The organism is Streptomyces sp. NPDC107522, assembly GCF_055657525.1.
In genome coordinates this window covers 607,247-634,246 of the sequence record NZ_JBVKAU010000004.1, presented here as the reverse complement: position 1 = coordinate 634,246, position 27,000 = coordinate 607,247, and the positions used below count along the sequence as shown (strand labels likewise).

Below are 27,000 nucleotides of genomic sequence, written 5' to 3'. Positions count from 1 at the left end.
GGGTGTCAGGCGAGTTGGGCGACGATCGCTCCAGCGAGGTCTTCCGGGATGCCGAGGCGGGCGCGCAGGGTGGCGGTATCGATGTCCGTGCCGGTGCGGGTGCGGTGCTCGGTGGCGACCTTGCGCGCATGGTCGACCAGCGCCGGAGGCACGGCCGGAGCAGCCGCTCGGGGCAGCGCGGGGGCAGGCTCCGCAGCAGCGATCGGCTCGGATTCCGGCTCGGGAATCGGTTGGGGTTCGGGTGTGGGGGCCGGGGCCGCGGGCGCCGGCGGAACCGGCGCCTGGTCCCCGGCCGGAGTCGGCGAGTGAGCGAGCAGCGTGCCGCCGAGGAAGGCCAGCGCGGGCCAACCGGCGATGCCGAAGCGCAGCCAGGCAGGCGGGTGCTCCAGGTCGAGGAATCCGGCCGTGGCCACGTTCGCACCGAGCGAGGCGACCAGGGCGATGAGGAACCAGGACCAGGCCAGCCGGGAGCGGTGAGCGCGCAGCCGTCGCCAGGCAGCCACCAGCAGCAGGTCGACCGAGACGGGGTAGGCCCAGGCTTTCCAGCCGTCCTGTCCGGCGGCTTCGGCGAGGTCGTGCAGGTGGGCGAAGGACAAGGCGCCAGCGATCACGGCCTGAACGAGCACGGCGTCGAAGCGGACCGAGCGGGGCATGGGCGATCTCCTTCCGGCTACGGGGCGACCAGCGGCGGCGTGGTGGGCATCGGCGGCACCATCCGGCCGACCGGCCGGAACGGGGCCAGGAACGGCAACTCCGGGGTCAGATGGGGGAAGTCACGGCAGACGGCCGCCACCTGATCCGGGGTGACCTCGGGGGTGCGGATGCGGGACCAGTAGCCGGAGGCGTCACCGGCCACCGCGACACCGGGGCGGTCGGCGCGGATCCCCAGCACGGAGACCACCGCATCGGGGGCGATGTCGCCCAGGCCCATCTCCGCCGTCTGCTTGTCGTTGACGCGGTGGACGACGCGGCCGGTGAGCTGGGCGCGCAGGGCGGTTGCGCCCTTGCCCAGATCGGAGCCGAAGCGCTGCCCGCAGGCCTCCAGGTAGATCCCGACAGCGCGGGCCATCTGACCGAGCCGGACCAGCTGCATGACCATGTGGTCGCGGGCCGGTTCGTCCTTCTTGGACATCGCCCAGAACAGCTCCGCCACCTCGTCGATCAGCACGACCAGCGGGACCGGGCGCAGTTCCTTGGGGAGCTCCCAGATGTCCGAGACGCCGTGCAGGGCGAGCAGGTCGAAGCGGTCTTCCATCTCCGTGACCAGCGCGTCGACCAGGTCTCCGGCACTGTCCCGGTCGGTGGCCAGCGCCGACAGACGGGGCGCGTACCGGCTCTGCTCAACACCGCGCTTGCAGTCGATGCCGACCAGCGCGACCGGGAGCTGTGCCAGCCCCTTGATCAGGTTGCGCTGGTACATGGACTTGCCGGACTGATTCGCGCCAAGGGTCAGCGCGTGCGGGATCTTGCGGTAATCCCGCTCGAAGACCGTGCCGTCCTCCCGCAGCGCGACCGGCACGACCAGGTCGTGGGGCATGGCCTTGCGCGGCATCCGCACCCGCCGGAGCACGTCGTAGCCAGTCATACGCAGTTCGACATAGCCCGGCTTGGTCTCCGTCACGATCACCGAGTGCACCCCGAAGGCGTGCCGGAGACGCACGGCGGAGGCGACCACATCCGCCGGTTCCAGACCGGCCGGAAGCCGCAGGGATACCTGCAGCCCGGTCGAGGTCGGGCGGATACGGCGGATCTTCGGCGGCACCGGCCGCACCTCGCGACGGGCCACGCTACGGGTCATGAACGCGCGGAAGCCGGACGGCTGGACCGTCAGCCCGCACACCTCCATGGTGGACCGGTAGTTCCAGGTGAACCGGCCCCAGGTAACCGGCAGGCCGACCACGGACCAGTACACGCCCGGGGCGCGGTACTTGGCGTAGCCGAGCCCACCGGCACCAGCCGCAGCCCCGCCCAGCTCGAACCAGGTGGCGAGGTCGGTCATGGTCAGGCCCCCAGCGGCGTGACCGCCACCGCGCGGAACGAGATCCCGTGCCGCTTCTGACCGTTGAACTCGTTCTCCCAGTCACGAGCCTTCAGGCCGGTCACGGCCACCGGCATCCCCGGGGCCAGCCCGTCGGGGAGACCGGTCTCCGGGACGGTGACCTGGTAGAGGTTGCCCTCTCCCTCGTCCGAGACCAGCAGTCCCACCGTGGACAGGCCCGCGCCGGTCTCCCGGTCAATGGCCCGCTCGCCGGTCTTCTGGTTGACCAGCTTCGGCGTCGGCGCGGTCGCCACGAACACCACAGCGGTCGAAACGTCGATCTTGAAGGACGGCATGTAGTACTCCCTGAGTCGTTGCGTTGGAGCAGCCCAAAGAAGGCCCTCCGCCCGTAGTCCTAGGACTGCGGGCGACCTAAGGAGACTGTGGCACGCAGTCCCAGGACTGTCAACAGTCCTGGGACTGTGCTTGACTTACCTCATTGAGAGGAGTCATGAGATGGCGCCGAAGTGGAGAGAGCTGGCAGACAAGCTGGCTGAACAGATCAAGAGGGGTGACTACGCCCCTGGCCAGCAACTTCCGCAGATCAGGGAGCTAGTTGCAGCGGGCGAGGGCTCAAAGTCCACCGTCCATGCGGCTTACAAGGCCCTTGAAGCCGAAGGACTGGTCACATCGTCGCGAGGGCACGGCACGGTTGTACGGCAGCGGGCTCCGCTCAAGCGGCTTGGCATTGCCCGGTACGACAAGGCCAAGTGGCGTGATGGCGATGAGGTCGCGTTCATTGCAGACCGCGTGGCCTCCGGCCGCAGCTACCGCAGGAATGAGCAGACCCAAACGGTCAGTCTCGTAGAGGCCCCGCCAGCAGTCGCAGCCGCGCACGGATTGCCCGAAGGGGCGGAAGTGTATGCACGAGCGCGGCTCGTAAAGGAAGGCGATCAGCCGACGCACACTCTGACCAGCTACTACCGGCCCGAGCACGTCGAAGGCACTCGGTTGGTGGACCCGACTCCAGGACCGGCCGGCCGCGGTGGCGGCTTCCGCGTGTTGTACGACGCGGGATACGAGATCGACCACATGAAGGAAGAGATCTTTGCTCGGGCTCCCTCGGCCGACGAGATGAAGCTCTTGCAGCTGCCTCCGGGCGAGCCTGTCGTCGAGCTGCATCGGACGACGTACACCGCCTCTGGCACAGTGGTGGAGTTCGCCATTGGTGTGCACGCGGCTTCGCGCTTCGCCTGGGAATACGACTTCAAGGTCCCGGACTCGGCGAAGGACGAGAAGGGGAACTAATGATCTCGACGCAGGCATGGACCGACGCCCGACGCCTGTGGGACTACCACCAGATGGGCCACACCGTACGGCCCTGCTCAGTTGCCATCGGTCTGGGCAGTCACGACCTGGGTGTGGCCGATACGGCAGTGGACCTGTACAAGCGCGGCATGGCTCCCCTGCTTGTGTTCACGGGAGCCACCAGCCCGACGACGCGGGAACGCATGCCCCGTGGGGAAGCTGTCCACTACCGCGAACGAGCCCTCGAACTCGGTGTGCCTAGCTCAGCCGTGCGCGTAGAGCCCAACGCTCGAAACACCGGCGAGAATATCCGCTTCTCCAAGGCCGTGCTCGAGGAGGCCGGAGTGGATGTCTCCTCGGTGCTCCTCATCAGCAAGCCGTACGAGGAGAGGCGCGCGTACGCCACGGCCCGCAAGCTGTGGCCCGAAGTCGAGATCGTGAGCGCGTCCACACCGATGACGTTGGAGGAGTACGCGGACTCCATCCAGGACGCCCGGTTGGTCATTGACATGCTGGTGGGGGCACTCCAGCGACTCCTGATCTACCCGGAACAGGGTTTCATGATCAGCCAGCCCGTGCCGGATGACGTGTTTGAGGCGTACGAGCGGCTGTGCCACGAGGGTTTCACCAGCCGACTTCTCGCCACGGACCAGCACTCTGCCTGATGCCGCTGTCGCATGGCTCAGCCCGGGATGACAGCGCAGCGTCGATGAGTGCGATCCGCGCGGTGCCGGTCACGGACTCATTGCGCGACAAGGCGCCGCACATCCGGACGCATGGCGGCCACGAGCTGACACCACTACTCAGCAAATGATCTTCGACCGGGACCCGGGAGCTGTTACAGGTTTCTCTACCTCATCAAGCCCCGGCTGCGCTCCGCTCCGCCGGGCGCGCTTCCCGGCTCTGGCTGCGCCCGCGCTCCTGCCTTCGGCCCGCTCGGCGCTGCCGCCGCCGACGCGCGCCCACATGTGGATAGGGCCGGTAGCCATGAGTCGATCACCGCATAGAGCGGCCCGGTCAAGGCGATGCCTCCGGCGGGGGATCGGCCGGCACCGGGATGGAGGGGGCGCCGTTCCCGACTGCGGGCCCGTAGTGGCATGCGCGGGGAGCTCCCATCCCGACCACCGCCGACCCAGGCAGAGCCGAGCAGACGCGGCCCATGGCGTCCAGGTCGTTCGTACAGTGGCGCGCTCCACCTGGACGCCATGAACCACGCCTGCTCCACGGTGTGTGGGTCGACGGCGGACGGGATGGGAGCTGGGGTGAGTGGTGGGTAGAGGAAAGAGGAAGGCTGACCGTGGGTCGCCACTCATGCTCGCGGCCTCCTGTCAGGAGGGTGGAACCCCCCATCTACCTGCAAGCTTTCACGAGCCGCGATGGAGAACGCATCGCGAATTGAACGACACTCCTGAACCGTGTCGGCTGCATCGTCGAAGGGAGCGAAGCCTTCCAAGAGGCCGACCACATCGAAGAGCCTGTCATGGAGTTCTGTAGCGGCCGTCGCTTCGCCAGGCGTACCGATCAGCGTGATCTCTGCAACCAGTTCTTCGAGCGCGTCCAGATTCTCGAATGCGCTTTCGATTCCATCGACCAGGATTTCGCGATCAAGGGCGTCGATGACACCAGGGATGCCCTCGTCTGGAATCAATAAGACTGTCGTGTGGCCGGGCAGCCTCACAGGGCGCGCTTCCCGATCCAGGTGGGAACAGAGCGACCACAGGTTCCGCTCAAGTGCCAAGGCTCCGGCGAGGAACTTCGCGGCGACCCGTTGCCTGTCTGCAAGCCATCGGGAGCGATCTTCGCGTAGATGCCTCTCACGTTCTGCGCGACGATTGAAGGCTTGCGTCAAGAGTGCAGCGGCCAACGTGCCACCGACACCCAGAGCTGTAGTGACGATCTGTACGACGTAGGTGGCCTGCATGCCCGTATGATCGCGCGAGCCAGCGCAACTCGCTGCGAAAGATCGCGACTTGTCAAGTTCTGGAGTGTGGCTGACATCAGCGGCTGACACCAACAGGCGCGAACAACGACGGCCGCCGTCGAACCTCTATGGTCAGTCACCGCGAGCAGGACAGAGGTTGAGGCAGGCGATCAGATTCCCGTGATCGACCTGATAAGGATGAGGCCACAGGTTCAAATCCTGTTAGCCCCACCAGCGAGAAGACCTCCAGTCCATACCGGCTGGAGGTCTTTTGCATGCCCGGTTGTCAGTGCCGGATGAGAGCCTGGCGGCATGATCGTCGAACGGGCATACGCGCATGTCGCCGAGGGCGAGCTGGGGGAAGGCAGCCCGTGGCCGTGGTCGGTGCCGTGCGTGCGGCAGCTGCTGGAGGACGGCCTGAAGTTCACCGTGCCGGTCACGTTCCTGGTGGGGGAGAACGGCTCGGGCAAGTCGACGCTCGTCGAGGCGCTGGCGGAGGGGTTCGGGCTGGACTCCTGGGGCGGATCCGCGGGCTACCGGTACGCCAGTTGGCGCGAGCCTTCGGCACTGGGCGGGCGGATACGCTTCGAGGCGACGGCGGCCGGGCGCCGTATGCTGCGCGGGCCTCGTACGCGCCGCAGAGGCTTCTTCCTGCGGGCGGAGACCGCGCTGGACGCGCTGGGTCGGGAGCAGCAGACGGGACGGCTGTCCGGTGCCGTGGACGAGATGAGCCACGGGGAAGGCTTTCTGATGGCCTTCCGCGAGCGGTTTCAGGAGCCTGGGCTGTACGTCCTGGACGAACCCGAGGCCGCGCTGTCCTTCGCTTCTTGTCTTCAACTCGTCGGGCTGCTGCACGAACTGGGGCGTTCCGGCGCGCAGATCATCTGCGCCACACACTCACCTGTGCTTACGGCGCTGCCCGGCGCCGAGATCATCGAGGTGGGCGACCACGGAATGCGCCCCGTGGACTGGGGAGAACTGGAACTCGTCGATCATTGGCGGCGTTACCTCAACGACCCGGGGGCCTATCTCCGGCACATCCTCTGGGCAGGGTGAGGTTCACTGCGGTACTGCGTGACAGGTCATGCATGACCAGGTTCTGCGTGATCAGGTTCTGCGTGATCAGGTTCTGCATGAGCTGGTGTTTTGTACGCAAGCTCGCTGTGGTGTGGTCTGGGACAAAGGCTGTGCGCTTTGGGAAAAGGGGGATGACGGCTCGGGGTGAGCCCTCGGTCAGCGCTGGTGCGGGACGAGGGGCCGGGCCGGAGCGGCGACGGAGTCGCATCCGCCGGTCGGCGAGGTGGCCGTGGCCGCTTCCGTCTCCGTGAGCGGGCGGTGCCGGCAGCCGGGGGTTCTGCCGTGGGCCTCGGCGCGGATGCGCTGCTTCATCGTGGGAGGCAGTGACCTGGCGTAGGACCAGGCCCACTGGGGCATCGCCGGCACCGTCAGCTGCGCGCCGCGGTCGCTGTCGTCGCTGCCGCCGCTCTTGCGCGCCGTCTCGGTGTGCGGTACGGCCGCGGCGGCGGGGGTCGTGACGAATCCGAGCGCCGTGAACAGCGCGAGGAAGGCGGTGACGATGGTGGTCCACAGGTTCATGACCTTGTTCCGGGCCATGGCCCCTCACTTTCGGGTTGGGCGATTTGCGTACTTTCCTCATGATGTGTATGAGGGCCGCGAAATCATGGACCAACGCCCGTGGCGCGTCGATCTTCAGATGAACACCACTCGGATGGGCGTAAGAAGCCGTGAAAGTCCCTGAAAGTGCCGGAAGCAGGTAGATAAGGAACAACGTCACCGTCTGTCGAGGTGTGATCACCGTCCGATCGGAGCGGTACCGTCCGCTTCTACTGCGCTGCTCCGGAGGGCAGTTGAGCTCCGACGGCAGGTCACCGATCGATATCGGTCGGTGTGTATAGTCGGGCGCCAGAGGTCCCCTACGTCAAGGAAAGACGAGGTCGCGCGGTGAAGAAGCTTCTCCTGGTCGCACTGGCCGCCATCGGCGGGCTCCTCGTGTACCGCCAGATCCAGGCGGATCGCGCCGAGCAGGATCTGTGGACGGAGGCGACTGACTCCGTGCCCACGGGTTCGTGAGTCACCACATCGGATTCTGAAGCAGACCCCGGCCGCCTGGCGGTCGGGGTTTTGTGCGCTCGGGGCGCTTTGTGGAGCGCCGTTGCGTGTCGTGGCCTGTCGTGGCTTCGAGTTGCGGGAGCGGGCCGGGTGTCTTAGAGCCGGGCGTATCGGACGGCCGTACGGATTGCGGGGGTGACGCGGGGCCGGGCTGGGCAGGATGGGCGACGTCCATGGTCCGGTGACAACGAGGGGTGGCGCGTGATGGGGCGGCGGCGTACGGCACGGTGGCGCCGGGAGAGGGCGCGGCGGGGTCGCTTGCGCTCGGCACGCGCGCGTGCGGTCCTCGGAGGGGCGGCGCTGCTGCTGTGTACGACGGCCGCCCTGCCCGGCCAGTTTGCCCTCGCGGCCGACACGCCCAGCCCCTACGCCTTCGCGCCGGACGCCCGTTCCGTCACGGGCGCGCCAGGCCCCACGGACGCCGCGCCCCTCACGCCCGGCGCGACGTACAAGAGCTCCCTGCCGAGCAGCGGAGAGATCTACTACAGCCTCCGGCTCGACGCCACCTCCGATGCGTACGTCTCCGTGACCGCGATCCCCGCCCCCGGCAGCACCGTCTCCGCGAGCGACGGCGTCAGGGTGTCCGTGAAGGACGCCGACGGCGGCATCTGCTCCCTCGAGACCGAGAAATTCGGGGTCGTCAGCAGCGCCCGCCCGATTGCGGCGTGGGGCAGACGCGAGACCTCCGCCAAGCGGCCCCGCTGCAAGAGCGCGGGCACCTACTACGTAATCGTCGAGCGTGTCGGTACGACGAATTCCGCGGCGGACGCCTGGGGCCTGGAGCTCTTCGCCACCTCTGAGCCGCCCTTGGAGCAGGCCGACGCGACGAGCGCCCCCGAGGACTGGAACTCCGCCCCACCCACCCCTCCCACCGGCGAAGACGTGCGCCGCGAAGGCGGCTCCGGGTTCGCCTCCGCGGCATTCGTCGGCGAGGGCGTCTGGAGCTCGGGCATCAGGCCCGGCCAGACGCTCTTCTACAAGGTGCCCCTCGACTGGGGCCGGCAGCTGTACGCCACCGCCGAACTGGACAGCACGAACAGTGGCGACGGCTACCTCGGCAACGCCCTGAACCTTGCCCTCTACAACCCCGCGCGCGGACTCGTCGACTACGCGAGCGCCAACTACGACCTGAGGCGGCAGGACACCGCCGAACTCGACCCCCTGCCGCCGGTCGCGTACGAGAACCGGTACGCCGTCCGCGACAAGTTCCGCGGCATGCGGTTCGCCGGGTCGTACTACCTCGTGGTGCACCTCACCGCTGAGATGGCCGAGAAGTACGGCAACGGGCCGTTAGGGATGACGCTGCGTGTGCGGGTGGGGGGCGAGACGGAGGCCGGTCCCGGTTATGAGGGGGAGCCCGAGCCGCAGGGGGTCTTCGAGGTGGCGCCCGGCGATCGGGCTGCGGCTGCAGTTGCGGCCGGTGGCGGGTCCGGGGGTGGCGGTGACGCTGCGATGACGCTGCTGGCGGTGAGCGGGATCGGGGCGGGGACCGTGGTGCTGGTGGTGCTGGGGGTGTGGGCGGTGGTGGCTCGGCGGAGGGTCGGGGCCTGGTAGGGGGACGTGTTGGGGTGCTGGGAGGTGCGGCGCGGGCACTCTCGGACATCCCGGTCCGGCGGGGGAGGGAAGGCCCTCCAACGCGGGTGCTCAGCGTTTGGACGCTCGTGGGCATCGGCCCAGCAGGGTCCGGTTCGCCTGCTCGCGGCCTTCGGCGCCTCGGTGATCTCAGATGTGGGCCAGCGCCCAGAACCCGACGGCGTAACAGGCCAGCGCCAGCAGCAGGAGCGGGACTGCGATTTTGGCGGGCGGGCCGGGGCGGCGGCTGAGGCCGTGCGCCGCGCGGCGGGCGGCGCGGTGGCCGCCGCGGCGGTGCGACTGCGGAATTGAGGGTGCCGAAGGTGGAACCTGCGGGCTCTGAGCGGTGTACGAAGCAGTAGAGGCGTCGACGCGCTGGTGTGCCGCAGGCGTCGGCGGCTCGGTCGGGTAGAGCGGTGCGGGCGGGTGAGGGGAGGACAGGACGTGCGTGGTGTCGTAGGGGGAGATGTGAGCGGCGTGGTGCTGGGCGTCCTGGCGCTTCTGTGGCTGCGCTTGGGCCGGGGCTTGGGTCGCCTGTCTCGGGCCGTGCGCCTGGGGCCGGGACTGGGGTGGCGCCTGTACCGGGTACGGGCTCGCGGATCCGCCGACCGGCTGCGATGGGGGCGTTTGAGTCCGGGGCGAGGAGCCGGTGGCCTGAGGCGGTGGCAGATGGAAGCTGCCGGTGTCCGACATGGAGAGCGGCCCGCTGCTGTCGCCGGGCTGCGAGGGGCTGGACGGCTCCTGGGCGGCAGGCGGTGCCGTCCCGGGCTGGGGTGGGCGCTGGGAAGGCGTGGGCTGGGGCTCGACGACATCAGACGCCGGGACAGGGCTGGCCACACCTTGCCGCGGGTCGCTCGGTGCGGTGCCCGAGCCGGTGCCGGCAGTCCCGGAACCGGGAGTCCCGGCACCGGCAGTCCCGGAACCGGTGGCCCGCTGTCCAGGGCCGGTGCCGGGGCCCATCGACCCTGTAGCTGCCGGTCCAGAGCCGGTGCCGATCGGCACGGAGCCTGCACCTGCCGATACGGAGCCGGTGCTCGTCGGCCCGGACCCGGCACCCGGCGACACCGAGCCGGTGGCGCCCCTCCCCACGGTGCCCATGTCGAAGTGCCGCGAGCCACCCCTGCCCCCTTCGACCCCCGGCGCCGCCTTGAGCGGCCCGTCCGGCGCGAACCCGGGTGGCAGCGGACCGATCTGGTCGAAGATCTCGATCAGCTCGTCATCGGGCCCGGGCTCAGGCAGAAGCTCGATGGCCGAGGCGAGGGCCTTGCGCGCCCCCGTAGCGGTGCGGAACCGCGCCTGCGGATCCGGCTGCAGCAGCGAGGCCACGACCTGCCACAGTGGCTCGGGAATTCCCTTGGGCGCAGCGGGAGTTCCGTGCGCGGCGAAGTACTGGATGAGCGCCTTGGCGTCGGGTTTGGCACCCTCCAGCAGATACAGCGCCACCAGTCCTACGGCGAACAGGTCGGCGGGGAAGTCCGGTTCCGCACCCATGAGTTGCTCGGGAGCGAGGTAACCGGGCGTTCCCACCACGAGGTTGGTCTCGGTCAGACGGGGCTCGCCGAGCCGCATGGCGATGCCGAAGTCGGACAGGCGCAGTCGCGGGCGCGCGGTGCCGGTGGCCTCCAGGAGCAGGTTGGCGGGCTTGATGTCGCGGTGGACGACGCCCTCCGCGTGCACCGCGGCCAGCCCCGCGAGGAGCTGGTCGAGGAGCGTGCAGACGAAGGAGGGCGGCAAGGGGCCGTAGTCCCCGACGAGATGGACCAGCGAACCGCCGGCCACCAGGTCCATGGTGAACAGGACCTTGTCGTCGTCGGCGGCCCAGCTGGCGGGCGCGAGGACATGAGGGTGATCGATCCGCAGGGCCTGTTCCCGGACGAACCGCAGCAGCGAGTGCGCGTCGCTCTGCTGCAGCACCTTGGCGGCCACATACCGGCGGCGACGGTGGTCCCAGGCACGCCATACCGCGCCGACGCCGCCGCGTCCGATCGGGTCGACCAGTTCGTACCGGCCGGCGAAGACCTCACCCATGGCTGTGCGTCGCTCCTCCCCCTTCGGTTACCCCCCTTGCTTCCCCCTCGACGAGCGATACGACTCCCCCCTCGTCGACGTCCTCTCCCCCGGCGGACTCGCGGCTGAACCGCACGACCCCCGCCTGCCGCTCAGGACGCGGGCCGTCGGCCCGGCTGCCGAACCCCCTTCGGCGACCGGGCCTCGGGGTCAGTTCTGGTGGGACTGGTAGTGCGCGACCGCGTCGGAGGTGCGGCCGGCGCCGTACACCCGGAGGAACTCTGCCAGTTCCGGGTGGGTGGGGGCGAGGGTGTCCGCAGCGTCGATGATGTCTCCCGCGGCCGCCACCGAGCGCAGCAGCGACTGGATCTCGCGGACCACTCGCTTGACCGTCGGCGCCCCCGAACTGCTCGTCGTCTGTGTGGTGTTGCTGAGCACCGAGCCCCCCTGCGACTTCTTGATCTCCTCCATGCGCTCGGTGGCCTCGGCCGCACTCACGCTGCCGTCCGCGACCTGCCCCGCCAGGTCCTGCAGCAGCTGCACACGCTGCACCACGGCGGGATTGCCGATCTTCGCCCGCTGGCCGCTCATCAGCTGCGACAGCATCGGCGCCGACAGTCCCAGTACCCCCGCGAGACGAGCCTGGTTGAGCCCAAGATCGTCGATGAGCTTACGGAAGAGCGCCCCCAGCGGCTCCCCGTACCAGTTCCGCTGCAGTTCCCGCGCTCTTGCGGTGGCTTCCTGCTGTGCGGCGTCCATTGCGTCTCCCCATCGCTTCCCCAAAAAACCGTGGTTCGCTGTAGCGAACCACGCCGAGCATCTTACGGAGAGTGGTCGTTCATCGGGACCCCCAATCTTTTTGCGAGATACGGGGGGCGACCCGGTACTCTGGTCTGCGGCGCCCGCCGGATGATGGTTCTTCCGGCTGGACGCTTCTCTTCCGGGGCCTTAGCTCAGTTGGTAGAGCGCTGTCTTTGCATGGCAGATGTCAGGGGTTCGACTCCCCTAGGCTCCACACCTCGGACCGGTCAGACGCCCTCGCGGCCTCTGGCCGGTTTCTGCATCCCAGGCATCTCGGCGGACCTTCCATGGGTGACGTGCGTCACCTGGCGGCGGGCGACACCGTTGCGGATGTTTGCGCAAAGAGGTGGTCGGGAGCACTCCGGGGTGACCGCTCAGCCCGCCGACGCGGCGCGAAGTTGGCGTGCTGCGGCGCTGAGGCCTTGCTTGAGCTGGTATGAGACAGATCCGGTAATCAGAAGGTCGCGTACCGTTAAGAAACCCTGCGCATGACCTGCACACACGGTCGTTGCAAACGTCATCACGGGCGAAGGGCGTAAACACGCGCCGTCCCCTCCGCCAAGCCGCCCATGTTCCACGTGAAACATGACTGTGGGGCGGAAGACCCTCAAGTCTTCCGCCCCACAGCTCACTTCACCATGGCGGCCGTTCAGCGGCCCTCACATCGCCGGCCCTCACACATCGCCGGCCCCTACATCACGGGCCTTCGTCGCGCCGGGCTGCCTCCTCCTCGGCCTCCTTCACCTGGACCTCGGGGTCAAGGTCGGACTGGCCGCTGCCGTCCACCGAGGTGAGACGGCCAGACTCGGGCACCTCGGTCGCCGCAGGCGGCTCGACCAGCCAGTCCGGGTTGGCCTGCTTGTCCCACCACTTCCAAGCGGCGAAGGCAGCGCCCGCGAGGGCACCGAACATCGCCAGCGCCTTCGCGGCACGGCCGGCCTTGGCACGCCTCTGGTGCTTGCGGGCCAGCTTCTGAATGTCCTTCGGCGAGATCTGGCCGCGCAGCGCCGCCAAAGCAGCGGCCCCACGCGCAGCAGCCTCGCCCCTGACGGGCCCGGCCGCGGCCACCGCCTGCTCGATCCTCGGCCGGGAGTAGTCGGCAGCCTGCCGGGCAGCCTTACGCGTACGAACGGCTGCCTCATGTGCGGCATGGTCGACCTTCGGCGGCACATGCGCACGGGCCTGCTCCAAGCGCGGCGCGACATACGTGCCGTACTGCATGAGCGCCTGCGCGCGGGCCTGCTCGGTGGCCTGCGACACCTTGGGCGCGAGCCGTACGCGTGCCTCGTGCGCGTAGTGCGCGGCCCTGTCCTTGGCGGTGTCGGCGTAGGGCGCCACCACTTCCGCGGCGTGCAGCACGCTGTCCTTCGCCGAGCCGGTCGCGGCGCGCACGCTGTCAATGCGGGTCACGGGTTCCTCCTCCTCGGTGGCGTACGGTTTTCGACTTTCCACCCTTTTACGGATCATGCCTGCCAGAACGCTCCGCGGCATGTGAGGGCGGGCATATGGGTGCCGATGGACTTGATCGAGTGCAATAACGGATTAATGCGGTTCAACGCGGGCTTGTCGTCGACAATGCCACGGTTCGTCGCTTCGCGCCCCCGCCGCGGACCTTCTCGACCGGTTTTCTGCAAGCGATCACCAGGGTTGCGGGCCGGTGAACAAGTGCCGGGCGACGCCGGCCGCCGTCCGTGCGAGGATCGGGGGGTCACGGAAAGACAACGGAAGGCAGATCGTGGCTGAGCAGCTCTACGCCACCCTGAAGACCAACCACGGCGACATCGAAGTCCGGCTCTTCCCGAACCACGCGCCGATCACGGTCAAGAACTTCGTCGAGCTCGCCACGGGCGAGCGCGAGTGGACGAACCCCGCCACCGGCGAGAAGTCCACGGCCAAGCTCTACGACGGCACGGTCTTCCACCGCGTCATCAGCGGCTTCATGATCCAGGGCGGTGACCCGCTGGGCAACGGCACCGGTGGCCCCGGCTACCAGTTCCAGGACGAGTTCCACCCGGACCTCCGCTTCGACAAGCCCTACCTGCTCGCCATGGCCAACGCCGGCCCGGGCACCAACGGCTCCCAGTTCTTCATCACCGTCTCCCCGACGACCCATCTCAACCGCAAGCACACCATCTTCGGCGAGGTCACCGACCCCGCCAGCCAGAAGGTCGTGGACGCCATCGCCACCACCCAGACCAACCCCCGCACCGACCGTCCCCTCAATGACGTCGTCATCGAGTCGGTCGTCGTCGAGACCCGCGAAGGCTGAGTCCGACACATCCCAGAGGGAACCAAACGCCCCGCTCGTCCGTAAGGATGAGCGGGGCGGTGCATGAGGAAGTGCATCGCGTAGACGACCTAGGGGACCTCATGGACCAGCCGGCAGGCAGCCCGCAGGACGCCCAGAGCCTGCCCGTCTGCTACCGCCACCCGGACCGCGAGACCGGCATCCGCTGCACCCGCTGCGAGCGCCCGATCTGCCCCGAATGCATGGTCAGCGCGTCCGTCGGTTTCCAGTGCCCCGACTGCGTCCGCAGCGGTTCCGGGACAGGGCATGCCCCTACCGCCTCCCAGCCCCGCACACTGGCCGGCGGCACCATCACCGCCGACCCTCGCCTGTTCACCAAGATCCTCATCGGGATCAATGTGGCGGTGTTCATCGCCGTGCAGGCAGGGTCCGACGCACTGCTCAATGACCTGGTCCTCATCGGCGCCTGGCCGCCGGCCCCGTTCACGCCCACCGAGGGCGTCGCGTCAGGTGAGTGGTACCGCCTGGTCACCTCGATGTTCACGCACGAGGCGCCCTGGCACATCGGCTTCAACATGCTCAGCCTGTGGTGGCTCGGCGGACCCCTGGAAGCAGCCCTCGGCCGTGCCCGCTACCTCACCGTCTACTTCGTCTCAGGACTGGCGGGCAGCGCTCTCGCCTATCTCCTGACGTCTCCGAACACCGCCACCCTTGGCGCCTCCGGCGCAATCTTCGGCCTCTTCGGCGCCACCGCCGTCCTGATGCGACGGCTCAACTACGACATGCGACCGATCATCGCCCTGCTGGTGATCAACCTGATCTTCACCTTCAGCCCAGGGTTCAACATCTCCTGGCAAGCCCACATCGGTGGTCTCGTCGCCGGCGTCATCACGGGGTACGCGATGGTCCACGCCCCACGCAAGCACCGCTCCTTCGTGCAGTACGGAACCTGCGCTCTCGTGCTGGCTGTCGTGGTGCTCATGGCCCTGCTCAGGACGGCTCAGCTCACCTGACCGGCACGGTTGTCCACAGCGGGTGGCCAAGCCTGTGCACACTGTTGCGCGAACAGCGGCGCCCCCTGTCACTGACCGTATTTTCGCAGGTCAGACAGGGGGCGAACGCTCGTCCGGATGTGCGGTGTGTCAGTCGTACCGGCGTCAACACTCGACGGGTTATCCACAGATCGTCGTTCTTTTTCCCCAGGTCGCCTGTGGATACCTTTGCGATCTGTGGATAACTCAGCGGATAGCCCTGGGTAGAGCTGAGTTCATCGAGTAGCGACCGCTACTTCCACTGCGTGGAGACGCCGAATCCCGCCGCGATGAAGCCGAAGCCCACCACGATGTTCCAGTTGCCCAGAGCGTCGATGGGCAGCGAACCGTCGGTGACATAGAAGACGACGATCCATGCGAGGCCGATGATGAACATGGCCAGCATCACGGGTGCTACCCAGGCGCGGCTGTTCAGCTTGATGGCGGTCGCCTGCTTCGACGGCGGCGGCGTGTAGTCGGCCTTCTTGCGGATACGTGACTTCGGCACGAGGGTCTCTCCTGTCGATGCGCTGCGTGGCCGCGCAGGGAACTGGGGCTGGCTCGGGGCGGCGTACAAGGGGACTCTGATTGCTCCCCCGGGCGTCCGTTAGCGTAGTGCTTCCGCGGCGCTGAAGGAGATAAGGGTACGTTGAGCAATTCTGCCGACTCCCCCGGGACGGGATCCAGCCCTGTCCGCGGCCGCTTCCGGCCGGTTCGGGTGCTCACCGCGGCCGTCTTCGCTCTGGCGGGGCTCATTTTCTTCACCAGTTTCAATACGGCCAAGGGCACCAATATCCGCACGGACGCCTCGCTGCTGAAGCTCTCGGACCTCATCCAGGAGCGCAGCCACGAGAACGGCAAGCTCAATGAATCCAACGCTGCCCTGCGGGACGACGTAGAGGCACTGGCCGAGCGGGACGACGGCAGCACGAAGGCCGAGGACGAGAAGCTGGCGGCGCTGGAGCAGAGGGCCGGTACGCAGAAGGTGACGGGCGAGGCGGTCACGGTCACGCTCAATGACGCCCCGCCGGATGCCACGGCCAAGCTTCCGGGGTACCCCGAGCCGCAGCCCGACTACCTGGTCATTCATCAGCAGGATCTGCAGGCCGTGGTCAACGCCCTGTGGCAGGGCGGCGCCAAGGGCATCAAGGTCATGGACCAGCGGCTGATCTCCACCAGTGCCGTGCGCTGTGTCGGCAACACCCTGATCCTCCAGGGCCGGGTCTATTCGCCGCCGTACAAGATCACGGCAGTCGGTGACCCGGAGAAGCTGCAGAAGGCGCTCGCGGCCTCGTCGGCGATCCAGAACTACATGGTGTACGTCAATGTGTACGGCCTCGGCTGGAAAGTCACCGAGGACGGGACGGTGACTCTGCCCGGCTACTCGGGCACAGTGGATCTGCAGTACGCCAAGCCCGTGGAGTGAGCCTTCTCTGGAGCTGCCGGTGCGCGTCGTCGTCAGGACCGCCAGCGAGCTGTGCATCACCGTCGGCACCGTGATCGTGCTTTTCGTCGCCTATGTGCTGTTCTGGACCGGCGTGAAGGCGGACAGCGTCATGGACGATCAGATCGACCGGTTACAGGAGCAGTGGGCGCAGGGGGCGGTACGGCCGACGGCCGGGGCGCCCGGCAGCCCCGCGAGTCCGGACGAGAGCTCGCCGACGAGTCCGCCGAAGCCGGCCCCGTACACCGCTGACGAGCCGTTCGCGATCATGTACATCCCGCGTCTTGGTTTCACGTGGAACAAGCCGGTCCTCGAGGGCACCGCCACCAAGACCCTCAAGAAGGGTCTCGGCCACTACGCGAGCACCGCCCAGCTCGGTCAGAAGGGCAACTTCTCGGTGGCCGGCCACCGGCGTACGTACGGCGATCCCTTCAAGGACTTCCCCAGGCTGCGTCCGGGCGATGCGGTGGTCCTGACGGACGGAACGACCTGGTTCACGTATCGGATCGACAAAGGCCCTTACAAAACCCTGCCCACCGACATTGAGGTGATCGACCCTGTGCCCCGTAAGTCGGGGTACACGCGTGAGGGCCGCTATCTGACCCTGACCACGTGTGATCCGGAGTGGGGACACAGTCACCGGTTGATCGTGTGGGCCCACCTGGACTCCACACAGCCTGTGGAGGCCGGGAAACCGGAGGCGTTGCGCCGTTAGTCTGTTGGCTGTACGGCGTGAGTCTGGTGCCGTGGTGCGACGGAAGGGACGGCATGTACGGCTGGATCTGGCGGCATCTGCCGGGGAATGCGTGGGTGAAGGCGTTGATCTCACTCGTGCTGGTCGTGGCAGTGGTCTACGTCCTTTTCCAGTACGTCTTCCCGTGGGCCGAGCCGCTGCTTCCCTTCGGCGATGTGACGGTGGAGGGCGAGTGAGCGCGCGCATTCTGGTCGTGGACAACTACGACAGCTTTGTCTTCAACCTGGTCCAGTACCTGTACCAGCTGGGTGCCGAGTGCGAGGTGCTGCGCAACGACGAGGTGTCGACGGCGCATGCCCAGGACGGCTTCGACGGGGTGCTGCTGTCGCCGGGTCCGGGTACGCCGGAGGAGGCGGGGGTGTGCATCGAGATGGTGCGGCACTGCGCCTCGACCGGGGTGCCTGTCTTCGGTGTGTGTCTCGGCATGCAGTCGATGCAGGTGGCGTACGGCGGTGTGGTGGACCGTGCGCCGGAGCTGCTGCATGGCAAGACGTCGCTGGTCGAGCATGAGGGCAAGGGCGTCTTCGCGGGCCTGCCGACGCCTTTCACCGCGACGCGCTACCACTCCCTCGCCGCCGAGCCGGAGACGGTGCCGGCCGAGCTGGAGGTCACGGCCCGGACGCACGACGGCATCATCATGGGTCTTCGGCACCGTGAACTCCCGGTCGAGGGTGTGCAGTTCCACCCCGAGTCGGTGCTGACCGAGCACGGTCATCTGATGCTGGCCAACTGGCTGGTGGAGTGCGGCGACCAGGGTGCGGTGGCGAGGTCGGCGGGGCTCGCCCCGGTGGTGGGCAGGGCCACGGCGTGACCGCACTGCGCCCCGAGCGCGAGTCCGGCGCCGCGTACGGGGAGTCCTTCACGGACTCCTACAGCGACGCCGACGACCAGGGCACCTCGTACGGGCAGCAGCCGTACGGGGCGTCTGGTGCGCTTGGGGAGTGGTACGGAGGGGAGGACTATGTCGCCGCTCAGCGGCGGGGTGCCGAGGGGTACGGCGCGGAGGGGTACGGCGCTGACGGTTACGGCAGCGAGGGATACCAGGCTGGCGGCCACGGTGCCGAGGGCTACGGGACTGACGGCCAGGGTGCAACGGGTTACGAAGCCGACGGCCACTCTCCCCAGAGCGCTGCCGCGGCCCAAGAGCCGTACGCGGAGCCGTACATACCCCCTCCGGACGACGAGACCGTAGCGCTGCGGATACCGGACCCGCCCGCAGGCGTGGCCAAATCGGCTTCTGCCGCGTCCTCCGCCACGTCGGCCACCGGAACCACCACGGGCGGCCGTGCGGCCCGTAGAAAGGCCGCCAAGCGGCGTCACGGGCGCCATGGGGGCTCCCGGCAGGGGTCGGAGGCCGCCGAGGGTGGCGGCGAGAGTGGCTCGGAGGGTTCGCAGGCGCCCCTGTCGCGCGTGGAGGCCCGTCGGCAGGCACGGGCGCGCAAGCCCAGCCCGGGTGTCCTGGCCAGCCGGGCGATCGGTGAGGTGTTCATCACCACCGGCGTGCTGATGCTGCTGTTCGTCAGCTACCAGCTGTGGTGGACGAACGTCCGGGCGCACGCGCAGGCGGACAAGGAGGCGAGCAGCCTCCAGGACGACTGGGCGAGCGGCAAGCGGAACCCGGGGACCTTCGAACCGGGTCAGGGTTTCGCCATCCTCCACATCCCGAAGCTGGATGTCGTCGTGCCGATAGCGGAGGGCGTCAGCAACAAGAAGGTGCTCGACCGGGGCATGGTCGGTCACTACGGCGAGGGCAAGCTGAAGACGGCGATGCCGGATGCCAAGACCGGCAACTTCGGGCTGGCGGGGCATCGCAACACGCATGGTGAACCGTTCCGGTACATCAACCGGCTCGCTCAGGGCGACGCGATCGTCGTCGAGACGCAGGACAAGTACTTCGTGTACAAGATGGCGTCGGTCCTGCCGGTGACGTCGCCGAGCAACGTGAGCGTGCTGGACCCGATTCCGCGGGACTCGGGCTTCACCAAACCGGGCCGCTACATCACGCTCACCACGTGCACGCCGGAGTTCACCAGCAAGTACCGGTTGATCGTCTGGGGCAAGATGGTCGAGGAACGGCCGCGCAGCAAGGGCAAGCCGGATGCGCTCGTCAGTTAAGGGCAGATGAAAAGTGGCAGCGACCACCGAGGGCACGGAAGAACACACGGCCGCCCCTGCGTCACGGCGCCCGCCGGCACGCCGCCGTATGGGCCGGATCGCGATGGCGGTCAGCGTCTTCGGTGAACTCCTCATCACAGCGGGCCTGGTGCTCGGTCTGTTCGTCGTCTACTCCCTGTGGTGGACGAACGTCATCGCCGACCGGGCGGCGGACAAACAGGCCGACAAGGTCCGCGACATCTGGGCCCACCAGGAGGGCTCCGGCCGTCCCGCCGAGTTCGACTCCAAGAACGGCATCGGCTTTCTCCACGTGCCCGCCATGGGCGACGACGACATCCTGGTCGAGAAGGGCACGACGTCGAAGATCCTCAACGACGGAGTCGCCGGCTACTACACCGACCCGGTCAAGGCGACGCTGCCCACGTCCGGCAAGAAGGGCAACTTCTCCCTCGCCGCCCATCGGGACGGTCACGGCGCCGAGTTCCACAACATCCACAAGATCAAGAAGGGCGACCCGATCGTCTTCGAGACGAAGGACAAGTGGTACGTCTACAAGGTCTACGCCGTCCTTCCCGAGACCTCGAAGTACAACGTCAAGGTCCTCTCCGCGGTCCCGAAGGAGTCGGGGAAGAAGAAGGCGGGCCACTACATCACGCTGACGACTTGCACGCCGATATACACGAGCCGGTATCGGTACATCGTGTGGGGCGAGTTGGAGCGGGTGGAGAAGGTGGATGAGGCGCGGACGCCGCCAGAGGAACTGCGCTGACTGAGTTACCTGGAGCAACTCAGTCACCCAGCATGACGGCGGCCCGAAGCCGCAACTTGCCTTTGCGGCTTTGGGTCTCTTGCTCCGTACGCTGTTAATGGCCCAGAACCTTCAGCGGTTCCCCGGCGCTTTCTCCAGTAGCGAGCGGTCTACGGCGGTTATGCCGCTCTCGGTGGCGATGCTCAATGCGTCAGAGGTGAAGGGGCACGTCGCCACGAAGAGGGCCACATCCGCGCTGTACAGAACCTTGGCCGAGCCGACGAACTTCTGGACGTCGGAGCTGGTGATGGAGTTGTAGGGCGCGAACCTCTTGCAGGGGGCGACGAGGCGCCGGCCGTCGGCTGTGAGCGCGATGACGTCGATGCCCCGATCGCCGAGACCTCTCTGCACGACTACATCCGTGCAACCGTCGCGGTTCAGCAGTGTGGCGATGTGCTCCTCGAACTTGCGGCTGTTCATGGCGTCCATCGCGGCCATGACACCGGCGAGGGGGCGCTCCTCCAGCGGTGCCTCGAGCCTCTGCAGCCGGGCATGGTGGTGCCGAAGCCGTCGCTCGAAGCGCTGGACGCCTGCCCGGAGCGCGATCAGCTCCCTGCGGTGCTCGCCTGATGTTTCACAGGCTGTGTGCGGGCCCTGTATTCCATGTCGAGGAGGTACACACGCACCTGACGTGCGACTTCGCTGTTGCGGAGGAGCATGGCGACGTTGAGGACGGCGCGGCGGGAGAAGAGGGCGAGCGCCTTGGAGCGTGACTGAATCCCACTGGCCCTCTTAAAGAGGGCCAGTGGCGTACCTGTCAGAACTTGGTAGCAGCTGCCTTCCAGTTCTTCGTGATCCTCCACCACTGACTCGAGGGGCTTCACGGCAACCTCGAAGTAAGCCGCCACCATCGCCGTCGTCACATGCACTCCCGTCGGGTAGCAATGATGGTTGCCCTCACACTGTCGAGCACGTCGGTGGGTTCCAGCACGCTGTCGCGCAGGGTCTTCGACTCCAGCAGTGCCGATTCGTTGATCACGTTCTGCCGTTCCACTCGTGGTGTGGCCGTATGGCCGGGGCAGAGCTCTGACTCCCCACCCCACCCGATCAACGAGTCGTGAAAGTGTGAAGGCATGATCTTTGGACGCACCTAGTGCGACAAGGTGGGGGGAAGGTGACGGTCGTCCCGAGAGACCGGGCTGGAGCCGTGGTGGCGAGTGTTCTAGGCGATTCCGGACTGCCCCGTGCCGCAGCTTCCCGAAATGATCCTCTTGGTGCTCCAGTTGCCTTCGCAGGCGTAGAAGTAGACGTCGTAGAGCTCGGGGAAGTCCTTGTTCATGTACCGCACAGTGTCGTTGCCGGAGGTGTTCCAGATGTATCCGGAGCGGACGGCGGGGCCGTTGAACGAGGTGCTGATCTTCCACTTGACGACGGCGGAGTGGCCGTCCTTGTCACGGTCCTCGATCGAGAACCAGTCGCCGTCATGGAAGAAGCAGGCGCGAGCACCGACAGCGTCATCGCACATGAATTCATCCCACTCGGGGCCAGCGACGGCAGTGGCGCGCTGATGGCCGTCGGCGGCGGAGGCGGTGGTGATGGTGAGCATGGTGGCAGCGGCGATGGTGCCGAGGATGGTGGCTGCGCGGGACTTGAGCACTTACTGTCCTCCCCGTGTTGAAGTTGAACATGCGGTCAATGGTCTGTTGACCCGCGGCGAAAGATAGCACAACTGTTCGACTATTGTGGGGAGTTGTACTGTCAGACACCGGTACGTCAGAGCCCCAGCGCCCTGAGCAGGGCACCGGGGCTCACCCACGTGGGTCGGGGTCAGTCCTCCGTGCGGGCCGACGTTCCGGTGACGCCGCCGAAGATCTGGCCGCCATTGTCGCCGCCGCCGTTGTTGTTGCCGCCCTGGTCGAACGCGACCAAGTTGACCGCGGTGCCCTTGGCCACCTGGGTGTTCGGCTGCGGGTCCTGCTGGAAGACGATGGCCTGGTCGTTCTGGGAGCCGGTGATGTTGCCTACCGTCAGGCCGACGTCCTGCAGGGCCTTCTTGGCGTCCTTGAGCGACAGCTGGGTCACGGTCGGCACCGGCACCTGCTCCTGCTCGGCGGCCTTGCCGATCCGGATCTGCACCGGCGAGTTCTTGGAGACCTGGGTACCGATCGCCGGGTCGGTGTCGATGACCTTGCCGACCTGGTTGGGGTCCTGGGTCTCCACCTCGACGCAAGTGCCGACCAGCTCGTTGGCCGACATCTGGGCCTTTGCCTCGTCACAGGACTTGAGAGCGACGTCCGGAACCGTGGACTGTGCCTTCTCCTTGGCCACGGTGAGGGTGATCGTCGTGCCCTTCTCCTGTTCCGTATCGCCCTCGGGGTCCTGGCTGATGACGATGCCCGGTTTCCGGTCGGACTCCTCGGTCTTCTGCTCGACCTTGAAGCCCTTGCCCTCAAGCTCGGACTTGGCCTTCTCGTAGGTCAGGCCCTCCACGCTCGGCACGGTGACCTTCGGGGCCCCGGTCGACACCACCAGATTGACGGTGGAGTTCTTCGGGACCTTCGTGTTGAAGTCGGGGTCCTGGTCGCAGATCTGGCCCTCGGGCTGCTCCTCGCAGGCCTTCCTCGTGACCTCGCCGACCTTGAGGTCGATGTTCTCCAGCGACTGCCTGGCGTTGGGCTCGGTCTGGCCCACGAGGTTGGGCACGGACACATTGTCGTTGCTCGCGTTGTTGCCGTCGAACACCCACCTGCCGATCAGCACCGCACCCACAAGCACCAGCACCGCCGCCACGACCAGCAGGATCGTCGATGTGTTGGACTTCTTCTGGCGGCGCCGGTCCACGCGGTCGTCGTAGCCGAAGCCGCCGTCGTCGGGGTTCATCGGCGGCAGCATCGACGTGGCGCCGGCGTCCGTCTGGCGCAGGGCAGTGGTCGGCTGGTCGTCGGGGTAGCCGCCGTAGCCGACGGAGCCCAGGGCGGCCGTGGCCGCGACCGGCTGGCCGTCGAGGCAGGCCTCGATGTCGGCGCGCATCTCGTCGGCCGACTGGTAGCGGTAGTTCGGGTCCTTGACCAGCGCCTTCAGGACGATCGCGTCCATCTCGGGCGTGATCTCGGGGTCGAAGACCGACGGGGGCTGTGCTTCTTCCCGTACGTGCTGGTACGCGACCGCGACCGGGGAGTCGCCGACGAAGGGCGGGCGGACCGTCAGGAGTTCGTAGAGCAGGCAGCCGGTCGAGTAGAGGTCCGAGCGCGCGTCTACCTGCTCGCCCTTCGCCTGCTCCGGTGAGAGGTACTGAGCGGTGCCGATGACCGCGGCCGTCTGGGTCATGGTCATGCCGGAGTCGCCCATGGCGCGGGCGATGCCGAAGTCCATCACCTTGACCTGGCCGTTGCGCGTCAGCATGACGTTCGCGGGCTTGATGTCGCGGTGGACGATGCCGTTGCGGTGGGCGTACTCCAGGCCCTGGAGGATGCCGATGGTCATCTCCATGGCGCGCTCCGGCAGCAGCTTGCGGCCGGAGTGGAGCAGCTCGCGGAGCGTCGAGCCGTCTACGTACTCCATGACGATGTACGGGATCGACACGTTGTCGATGTAGTCCTCGCCCGTGTCGTAGACCGCGACGATCGCGGGATGGTTGAGCGAGGCGGCCGACTGGGCCTCCCGGCGGAACCGGGCCTGGAAGGACGGGTCGCGCGCAAGGTCCGCGCGCAGCGTCTTCACTGCCACGGTGCGGCCGAGGCGGGTGTCATGCGCGAGGTAGACCTCCGCCATGCCACCACGACCGAGCACCTGGCCCAGTTCGTACCGGCCGCCGAGGCGACGCGGCTCTTCCATAGCTACCTACCAGCCCTCTCCGTCGGTCCCGACCTCACCCTTGTGGGTGTGTCGGTGTGCCGTCCGGGCATACCGTACCCGGCTCATCTTGTGTGACCTGGCCAAGCCCAGAACCCGATACAGGACCGGTATCGCAACGTGCACCGATGTGAAGGGGACGTGAGCGGGGTCACTTCTTGTTGCCGATGACCGCCTCCATGACGCTTTTGGCGATGGGGGCCGCGAGGCCGCCGCCGGAGATGTCGTCGCGGACCGCCTGATCGTCCTCGATCACTACGGCCACCGCGACGGGCGAGCTGCCGTCGGCGAGCTTGGCGTAGGAGATGAACCACGCGTAGGGGTTCTCGCTGTTGTCGACACCGTGCTGCGCGGTACCGGTCTTGCCGCCCACCTTGACGCCGTCGATCTGTGCGTTCTTGCCGGTGCCGTCCTGGACGACCGTCTCCATCATCGACTGCAGGATCTGCGCGTTCTCCGCCGAAAGAGGCTGGCTCATCTCTTCGGGGGTGGTCTTCTCGAGGGGGTCGAGGTTGTTCGTCTGGAGCTCGTCGACCATGTACGGCTTCATCAGCGTGCCGTCATTGGCGACGGCCGAGGCGACCATGGCCATCTGCAGCGGGGTGGCGGCGGTGTTGAACTGGCCGATGGAGGACAGCGCGGTCTGCGAGGGGTTCATGTCGTCGGAGAAGACCGACGCGCTGGTGCGGATCGGCGTGAACTGCTCCTCGGTGAAGCCGAACTTCTTGGCCTCCTCCAGCATCTTGTCGTTGCCGAGGTCGGAGCCGATCTTGCCGAAGACGGTGTTGCAGGAGTACTGCAGGGCGACCCGCAGCGTGGCGTTCTTGCAGGGGATGTCGCCCTCGTTCTTCAGCGGGGTCGTGGTGCCCGGCATGGTCCAGGGCAGCGGCGTCTTGGTGTTCTGGTCCGCTTCCGTGTACAGGCCGTTCTCCAGTGCCGCGGCCGCGGTGACCACCTTGAAGGTGGAGCCCGGCGGGTAGACCTCGCGCAGCGCCCGGTTGAGCATGGGGTCGTCCGGGTTGTTCTTCTTCTGCAGCTTCTGCCACGCCTCGGTGTCGGTCGTCGTGGAGTTGCCGGCGAAGGACGAGGGGTCGTACGACGGGTAGGACGCCAGCGCCAGGATCTTGCCGGTGGACGGCTCGATGGCCGCGACGGCGCCCTTGCCGCCCTGCTTCTTCAGACCGTTGTACGCGGCCTTCTGTGCGGCGGCGCTGAGGGTGGTGACCACGTTTCCGCCTTCCCTCTCCTTGCCCGTGAGCATGTCGAGGGTGTTGCGGAAGAAGAGCCGGTCGTCGTTGCCGGTGAGGATGCCGTCCTCGATGGACTCCAGTTGGTTGGCGCCGAAGGCCTGCGAGGCGTACCCGGTGACGGGCGCCCACATGGGGCCGTTCGTATAGGTGCGCTTGAACTTGAAGTCGCTGCCGTCGGTCTCCTTCGAGCCCGTGATCGCCTCGCCGTCGACGATGATGTTGCCGCGCGGAGTGCCGTAGCGCTCGATGATGACGCGGCGGTTGTCCTTGTTCGTCCTGAGTTCGTCGGCCTGGACGTACTGGATCCAGTTGTCGCGGATGAGCAGTGCCAGGACGAGGAGTCCGCAGAAGATCGCGATCCGGCGCAGGGGCTTGTTCATGACGGGCGGACCACCTGGGTCATTTCGGCGTCGGGGTTGGGGGCGGGGGCGGGTGCCGGGCGGCGCGCGGTGTCGCTGATCCGGAGCAGGATGCCGATCAGGGCCCAGTTGGCGATGACGGAGGAGCCGCCGTACGCCACGAAGGGCAGCGTCATACCGGTCAGCGGAATGAGGCCCATGACACCGCCGGCCACGACGAAGACCTGGAGGGCGAAGGCGCCGGACAGGCCGACGGCCAGCAGCTTGCCGAACGGGTCGCGGGCCGCGAGGGCCGTGCGCACGCCGCGCTCGACGATCAGGCCGTAGAGCAGCAGGATCGCCATGACGCCCGCCAGGCCCAGCTCCTCGCCGAAGGTGGCGAGGATGAAGTCGGAGTTGGCGGCGAAGCCGATGAGGTCGGAGTTGCCCTGGCCGAGGCCGGTGCCGAGGGTGCCGCCGGAGCCGAAGGCCCACAGGGCCTGCATGGCCTGCTCGGAGTGGACGATGCCGTCCTGGACCCCGGAGCGGCTGAGCTGGAACTCGCGCATCGGGTCGAGCCAGGCCTGCACACGCGTCTGGATGTGCGGCTCGAAGCTCGCCACGCCGACGGCACCGACCGCGGACATCAGCAGACCGAAGACGATCCAGCTGGTCCGCTCGGTGGCGACGTACAGCATGATGACGAACATTCCGAAGAACAGCAGGGATGTACCGAGGTCGGTCTCGAAGACCAGGATGAGGATCGACATCACCCAGACGACGAGGATCGGACCGAGGTCGCGGCCGCGCGGCAGGTACAGGCCCATGAAACGCCGGCTGGCCAGGGCCAGGGCGTCTCTCTTGACCATGAGGTAGCCGGCGAAGAAGACCGCGAGGACGATTTTCGCGAACTCACCGGGCTGCAGCGTGCCGAGGCCGGGGATCTTGATCCAGATCTTGGCGCCGTAGGTGGGGGCGCTGAGTCCGGGCACGAGCGGCAGGATCAGCAGGAACAGCGCACCGGCCATGGAGATGTAGGTGTAGCGCTGCAGGACGCGGTGGTCCTTGAGGAAGATCAGCACGACCACGAGCAGGGCGACGCCCATCGCGGAGTAAAGCAGCTGGCGCGGTGCGGCATCGGCGTAGTTGCTGAGTCGCTTCGACTGGTCCAGACGCCAGATGACGACCAGGCCGAGACCGTTGAGCAGGGTGGCCAGCGGCAGCATCAGCGGGTCGGCGTAGGGCGCGAATTTGCGTACGGCGAGATGGCCGATGCCCGCGAGCAGCCCGAGTCCGATGCCGTAGCTCAGCAGTCCGGGCGGCACCTGGTCGTTGATCGCCAACCCCACGTTGGCGTAGGCGAACACCGGGATGACAACCGCGAACACCAGGAGCGCGAGTTCGGTGTTGCGGCGGCTCGGTGCGCCGATCGCGCCGATCGTGGATGTGTGATGCGTCGGCGAGTTCGTAGTACTGCTCATCGTGTGACGGGGCCTCTCACGG

Annotated in this window: 28 protein-coding genes and 1 tRNA gene; 14 read left to right on the top strand and 15 right to left on the bottom strand. The window is 67.4% G+C overall.

Annotation, left to right across the window (positions count from 1 at the left end; all coding sequences use genetic code 11):
* Positions 1 to 5 precede the first annotated feature (5 nt).
* From ACZ7L6_RS16940 to ACZ7L6_RS16930, 3 genes are read right to left on the bottom strand one after another with little or no spacing between them, the layout of a single operon-like run.
* Entirely contained in the window at positions 6 to 653 is a 648-nt protein-coding gene (locus tag ACZ7L6_RS16940; RefSeq protein WP_471924485.1) for a DUF2637 domain-containing protein, read from the bottom strand.
* Positions 654 to 670: 17 nt separating this feature from the next.
* Positions 671 to 1,999: an FtsK/SpoIIIE domain-containing protein gene (locus ACZ7L6_RS16935; protein ID WP_471924483.1), complete on the bottom strand. Its 1,329-nt coding sequence runs from the start codon at positions 1,997 to 1,999 to the stop codon at positions 671 to 673.
* 2 nt (positions 2,000 to 2,001) lie between these two features.
* The gene (locus tag ACZ7L6_RS16930) at positions 2,002 to 2,334 is read right to left on the bottom strand and encodes an SCO3933 family regulatory protein (protein WP_471924481.1); all 333 of its coding nucleotides are present in this window, start codon (positions 2,332 to 2,334) and stop codon (positions 2,002 to 2,004) included.
* 160 nt (positions 2,335 to 2,494) lie between these two features.
* On the opposite strand from ACZ7L6_RS16930, the gene ACZ7L6_RS16925 reads away from it, so the two are divergent.
* Positions 2,495 to 3,286, top strand: a complete 792-nt coding sequence (locus ACZ7L6_RS16925; protein ID WP_471924479.1) for a GntR family transcriptional regulator — start codon at positions 2,495 to 2,497, stop codon at positions 3,284 to 3,286.
* Positions 3,286 to 3,951, top strand: coding sequence for a YdcF family protein (locus ACZ7L6_RS16920; RefSeq protein WP_471924477.1), 666 nt, complete (start codon positions 3,286 to 3,288; stop codon positions 3,949 to 3,951). The genes ACZ7L6_RS16925 and ACZ7L6_RS16920 overlap by 1 nt, the downstream gene beginning before the upstream one ends.
* 644 nt (positions 3,952 to 4,595) lie before the next feature.
* On the opposite strand, the gene ACZ7L6_RS16915 is transcribed toward ACZ7L6_RS16920, so the two are convergent.
* Positions 4,596 to 5,207, bottom strand: a complete 612-nt coding sequence (locus tag ACZ7L6_RS16915; RefSeq protein WP_471924475.1) for a hypothetical protein — start codon at positions 5,205 to 5,207, stop codon at positions 4,596 to 4,598.
* Positions 5,208 to 5,519: 312 nt separating this feature from the next.
* Between ACZ7L6_RS16915 and ACZ7L6_RS16910 the strand changes: the two genes are divergently transcribed.
* Positions 5,520 to 6,263 (top strand): AAA family ATPase, encoded by a 744-nt coding sequence (locus tag ACZ7L6_RS16910; RefSeq protein WP_471924473.1) that lies wholly within the window; start codon positions 5,520 to 5,522, stop codon positions 6,261 to 6,263.
* Between the two features lie 177 nt (positions 6,264 to 6,440).
* On the opposite strand, the gene ACZ7L6_RS16905 is transcribed toward ACZ7L6_RS16910, so the two are convergent.
* On the bottom strand, positions 6,441 to 6,821 hold the full coding sequence (locus tag ACZ7L6_RS16905) for a DUF6344 domain-containing protein (RefSeq protein ID WP_471924471.1): 381 nt from the start codon (positions 6,819 to 6,821) through the stop codon (positions 6,441 to 6,443).
* A 348-nt stretch (positions 6,822 to 7,169) separates the two neighbouring features.
* Between ACZ7L6_RS16905 and ACZ7L6_RS16900 the strand changes: the two genes are divergently transcribed.
* Positions 7,170 to 7,298, top strand: coding sequence for a DLW-39 family protein (locus tag ACZ7L6_RS16900; protein WP_003999697.1), 129 nt, complete (start codon positions 7,170 to 7,172; stop codon positions 7,296 to 7,298).
* A gap of 297 nt (positions 7,299 to 7,595) precedes the next feature.
* On the top strand, positions 7,596 to 8,891 hold the full coding sequence (locus ACZ7L6_RS16895) for a hypothetical protein (RefSeq protein ID WP_471924469.1): 1,296 nt from the start codon (positions 7,596 to 7,598) through the stop codon (positions 8,889 to 8,891).
* Positions 8,892 to 9,059: 168 nt separating this feature from the next.
* On the opposite strand, the gene ACZ7L6_RS16890 is transcribed toward ACZ7L6_RS16895, so the two are convergent.
* Complete coding sequence (locus ACZ7L6_RS16890) at positions 9,060 to 10,937, bottom strand: serine/threonine-protein kinase (protein WP_471924467.1); 1,878 nt, start codon at positions 10,935 to 10,937, stop codon at positions 9,060 to 9,062.
* 189 nt (positions 10,938 to 11,126) lie between these two features.
* The gene (locus ACZ7L6_RS16885; protein ID WP_433043716.1) at positions 11,127 to 11,675 is read right to left on the bottom strand and encodes a helix-turn-helix domain-containing protein; all 549 of its coding nucleotides are present in this window, start codon (positions 11,673 to 11,675) and stop codon (positions 11,127 to 11,129) included.
* A gap of 183 nt (positions 11,676 to 11,858) precedes the next feature.
* On the opposite strand from ACZ7L6_RS16885, the gene ACZ7L6_RS16880 reads away from it, so the two are divergent.
* Positions 11,859 to 11,931, top strand: a tRNA-Ala gene (locus ACZ7L6_RS16880).
* Between the two features lie 482 nt (positions 11,932 to 12,413).
* Here ACZ7L6_RS16880 and ACZ7L6_RS16875 read toward each other — a convergent pair.
* Complete coding sequence (locus tag ACZ7L6_RS16875; protein WP_471924465.1) at positions 12,414 to 13,127, bottom strand: DUF5324 family protein; 714 nt, start codon at positions 13,125 to 13,127, stop codon at positions 12,414 to 12,416.
* A gap of 325 nt (positions 13,128 to 13,452) precedes the next feature.
* On the opposite strand from ACZ7L6_RS16875, the gene ACZ7L6_RS16870 reads away from it, so the two are divergent.
* Both ACZ7L6_RS16870 and ACZ7L6_RS16865 read left to right on the top strand, forming a co-directional pair.
* Positions 13,453 to 13,986, top strand: a complete 534-nt coding sequence (locus ACZ7L6_RS16870; protein WP_471924463.1) for a peptidylprolyl isomerase — start codon at positions 13,453 to 13,455, stop codon at positions 13,984 to 13,986.
* A gap of 101 nt (positions 13,987 to 14,087) precedes the next feature.
* Complete coding sequence (locus tag ACZ7L6_RS16865) at positions 14,088 to 14,978, top strand: rhomboid family intramembrane serine protease (protein ID WP_471924461.1); 891 nt, start codon at positions 14,088 to 14,090, stop codon at positions 14,976 to 14,978.
* Positions 14,979 to 15,249: 271 nt separating this feature from the next.
* On the opposite strand, the gene crgA is transcribed toward ACZ7L6_RS16865, so the two are convergent.
* Positions 15,250 to 15,504, bottom strand: a complete 255-nt coding sequence (gene crgA / locus ACZ7L6_RS16860; protein WP_384765806.1) for a cell division protein CrgA — start codon at positions 15,502 to 15,504, stop codon at positions 15,250 to 15,252.
* Between the two features lie 141 nt (positions 15,505 to 15,645).
* Between crgA and ACZ7L6_RS16855 the strand changes: the two genes are divergently transcribed.
* The 6 genes from ACZ7L6_RS16855 to ACZ7L6_RS16830 are packed head-to-tail and all read left to right on the top strand — an operon-like array spanning position 15,646 to position 20,078.
* A complete protein-coding gene (locus tag ACZ7L6_RS16855; RefSeq protein ID WP_471924458.1) occupies positions 15,646 to 16,422 on the top strand; it encodes a DUF881 domain-containing protein in 777 nt (258 codons plus the stop codon).
* 19 nt (positions 16,423 to 16,441) lie between these two features.
* Positions 16,442 to 17,155: a class E sortase gene (locus tag ACZ7L6_RS16850; RefSeq protein ID WP_471924456.1), complete on the top strand. Its 714-nt coding sequence runs from the start codon at positions 16,442 to 16,444 to the stop codon at positions 17,153 to 17,155.
* A 17-nt stretch (positions 17,156 to 17,172) separates the two neighbouring features.
* Positions 17,173 to 17,370, top strand: coding sequence for a hypothetical protein (locus ACZ7L6_RS16845; protein WP_433055243.1), 198 nt, complete (start codon positions 17,173 to 17,175; stop codon positions 17,368 to 17,370).
* Positions 17,367 to 18,005 (top strand): aminodeoxychorismate/anthranilate synthase component II, encoded by a 639-nt coding sequence (locus tag ACZ7L6_RS16840; RefSeq protein WP_433043733.1) that lies wholly within the window; start codon positions 17,367 to 17,369, stop codon positions 18,003 to 18,005. The genes ACZ7L6_RS16845 and ACZ7L6_RS16840 overlap by 4 nt, the downstream gene beginning before the upstream one ends.
* The gene (locus tag ACZ7L6_RS16835; protein ID WP_471924454.1) at positions 18,002 to 19,309 is read left to right on the top strand and encodes a class E sortase; all 1,308 of its coding nucleotides are present in this window, start codon (positions 18,002 to 18,004) and stop codon (positions 19,307 to 19,309) included. The genes ACZ7L6_RS16840 and ACZ7L6_RS16835 overlap by 4 nt, the downstream gene beginning before the upstream one ends.
* A 13-nt stretch (positions 19,310 to 19,322) precedes the next feature.
* Positions 19,323 to 20,078: a class E sortase gene (locus ACZ7L6_RS16830; protein WP_471924452.1), complete on the top strand. Its 756-nt coding sequence runs from the start codon at positions 19,323 to 19,325 to the stop codon at positions 20,076 to 20,078.
* A 111-nt stretch (positions 20,079 to 20,189) separates the two neighbouring features.
* Here the strand turns inward: ACZ7L6_RS16830 and ACZ7L6_RS16825 are convergent, their stop codons facing one another.
* From ACZ7L6_RS16825 to ACZ7L6_RS16800, 6 genes are all read right to left on the bottom strand, one after another.
* Positions 20,190 to 20,546, bottom strand: a complete 357-nt coding sequence (locus tag ACZ7L6_RS16825; RefSeq protein WP_471924450.1) for a restriction endonuclease — start codon at positions 20,544 to 20,546, stop codon at positions 20,190 to 20,192.
* Positions 20,547 to 20,662: 116 nt separating this feature from the next.
* Positions 20,663 to 20,980, bottom strand: coding sequence for a hypothetical protein (locus tag ACZ7L6_RS16820; RefSeq protein WP_471924448.1), 318 nt, complete (start codon positions 20,978 to 20,980; stop codon positions 20,663 to 20,665).
* Positions 20,981 to 21,279: 299 nt separating this feature from the next.
* Entirely contained in the window at positions 21,280 to 21,714 is a 435-nt protein-coding gene (locus tag ACZ7L6_RS16815; protein ID WP_471924446.1) for a hypothetical protein, read from the bottom strand.
* A 170-nt stretch (positions 21,715 to 21,884) separates the two neighbouring features.
* Complete coding sequence (pknB, locus tag ACZ7L6_RS16810; protein WP_471924444.1) at positions 21,885 to 23,891, bottom strand: Stk1 family PASTA domain-containing Ser/Thr kinase; 2,007 nt, start codon at positions 23,889 to 23,891, stop codon at positions 21,885 to 21,887.
* Between the two features lie 169 nt (positions 23,892 to 24,060).
* Positions 24,061 to 25,539 carry a peptidoglycan D,D-transpeptidase FtsI family protein gene (locus ACZ7L6_RS16805; RefSeq protein WP_471924442.1) on the bottom strand — a complete coding sequence of 493 codons (1,479 nt, stop codon included), beginning with the start codon at positions 25,537 to 25,539 and terminating at the stop codon, positions 24,061 to 24,063.
* Positions 25,536 to 26,978 carry an FtsW/RodA/SpoVE family cell cycle protein gene (locus ACZ7L6_RS16800; protein WP_471924440.1) on the bottom strand — a complete coding sequence of 481 codons (1,443 nt, stop codon included), beginning with the start codon at positions 26,976 to 26,978 and terminating at the stop codon, positions 25,536 to 25,538. The genes ACZ7L6_RS16805 and ACZ7L6_RS16800 overlap by 4 nt, the downstream gene beginning before the upstream one ends.
* Between the last annotated feature and the right edge of the window lie 22 nt (positions 26,979 to 27,000).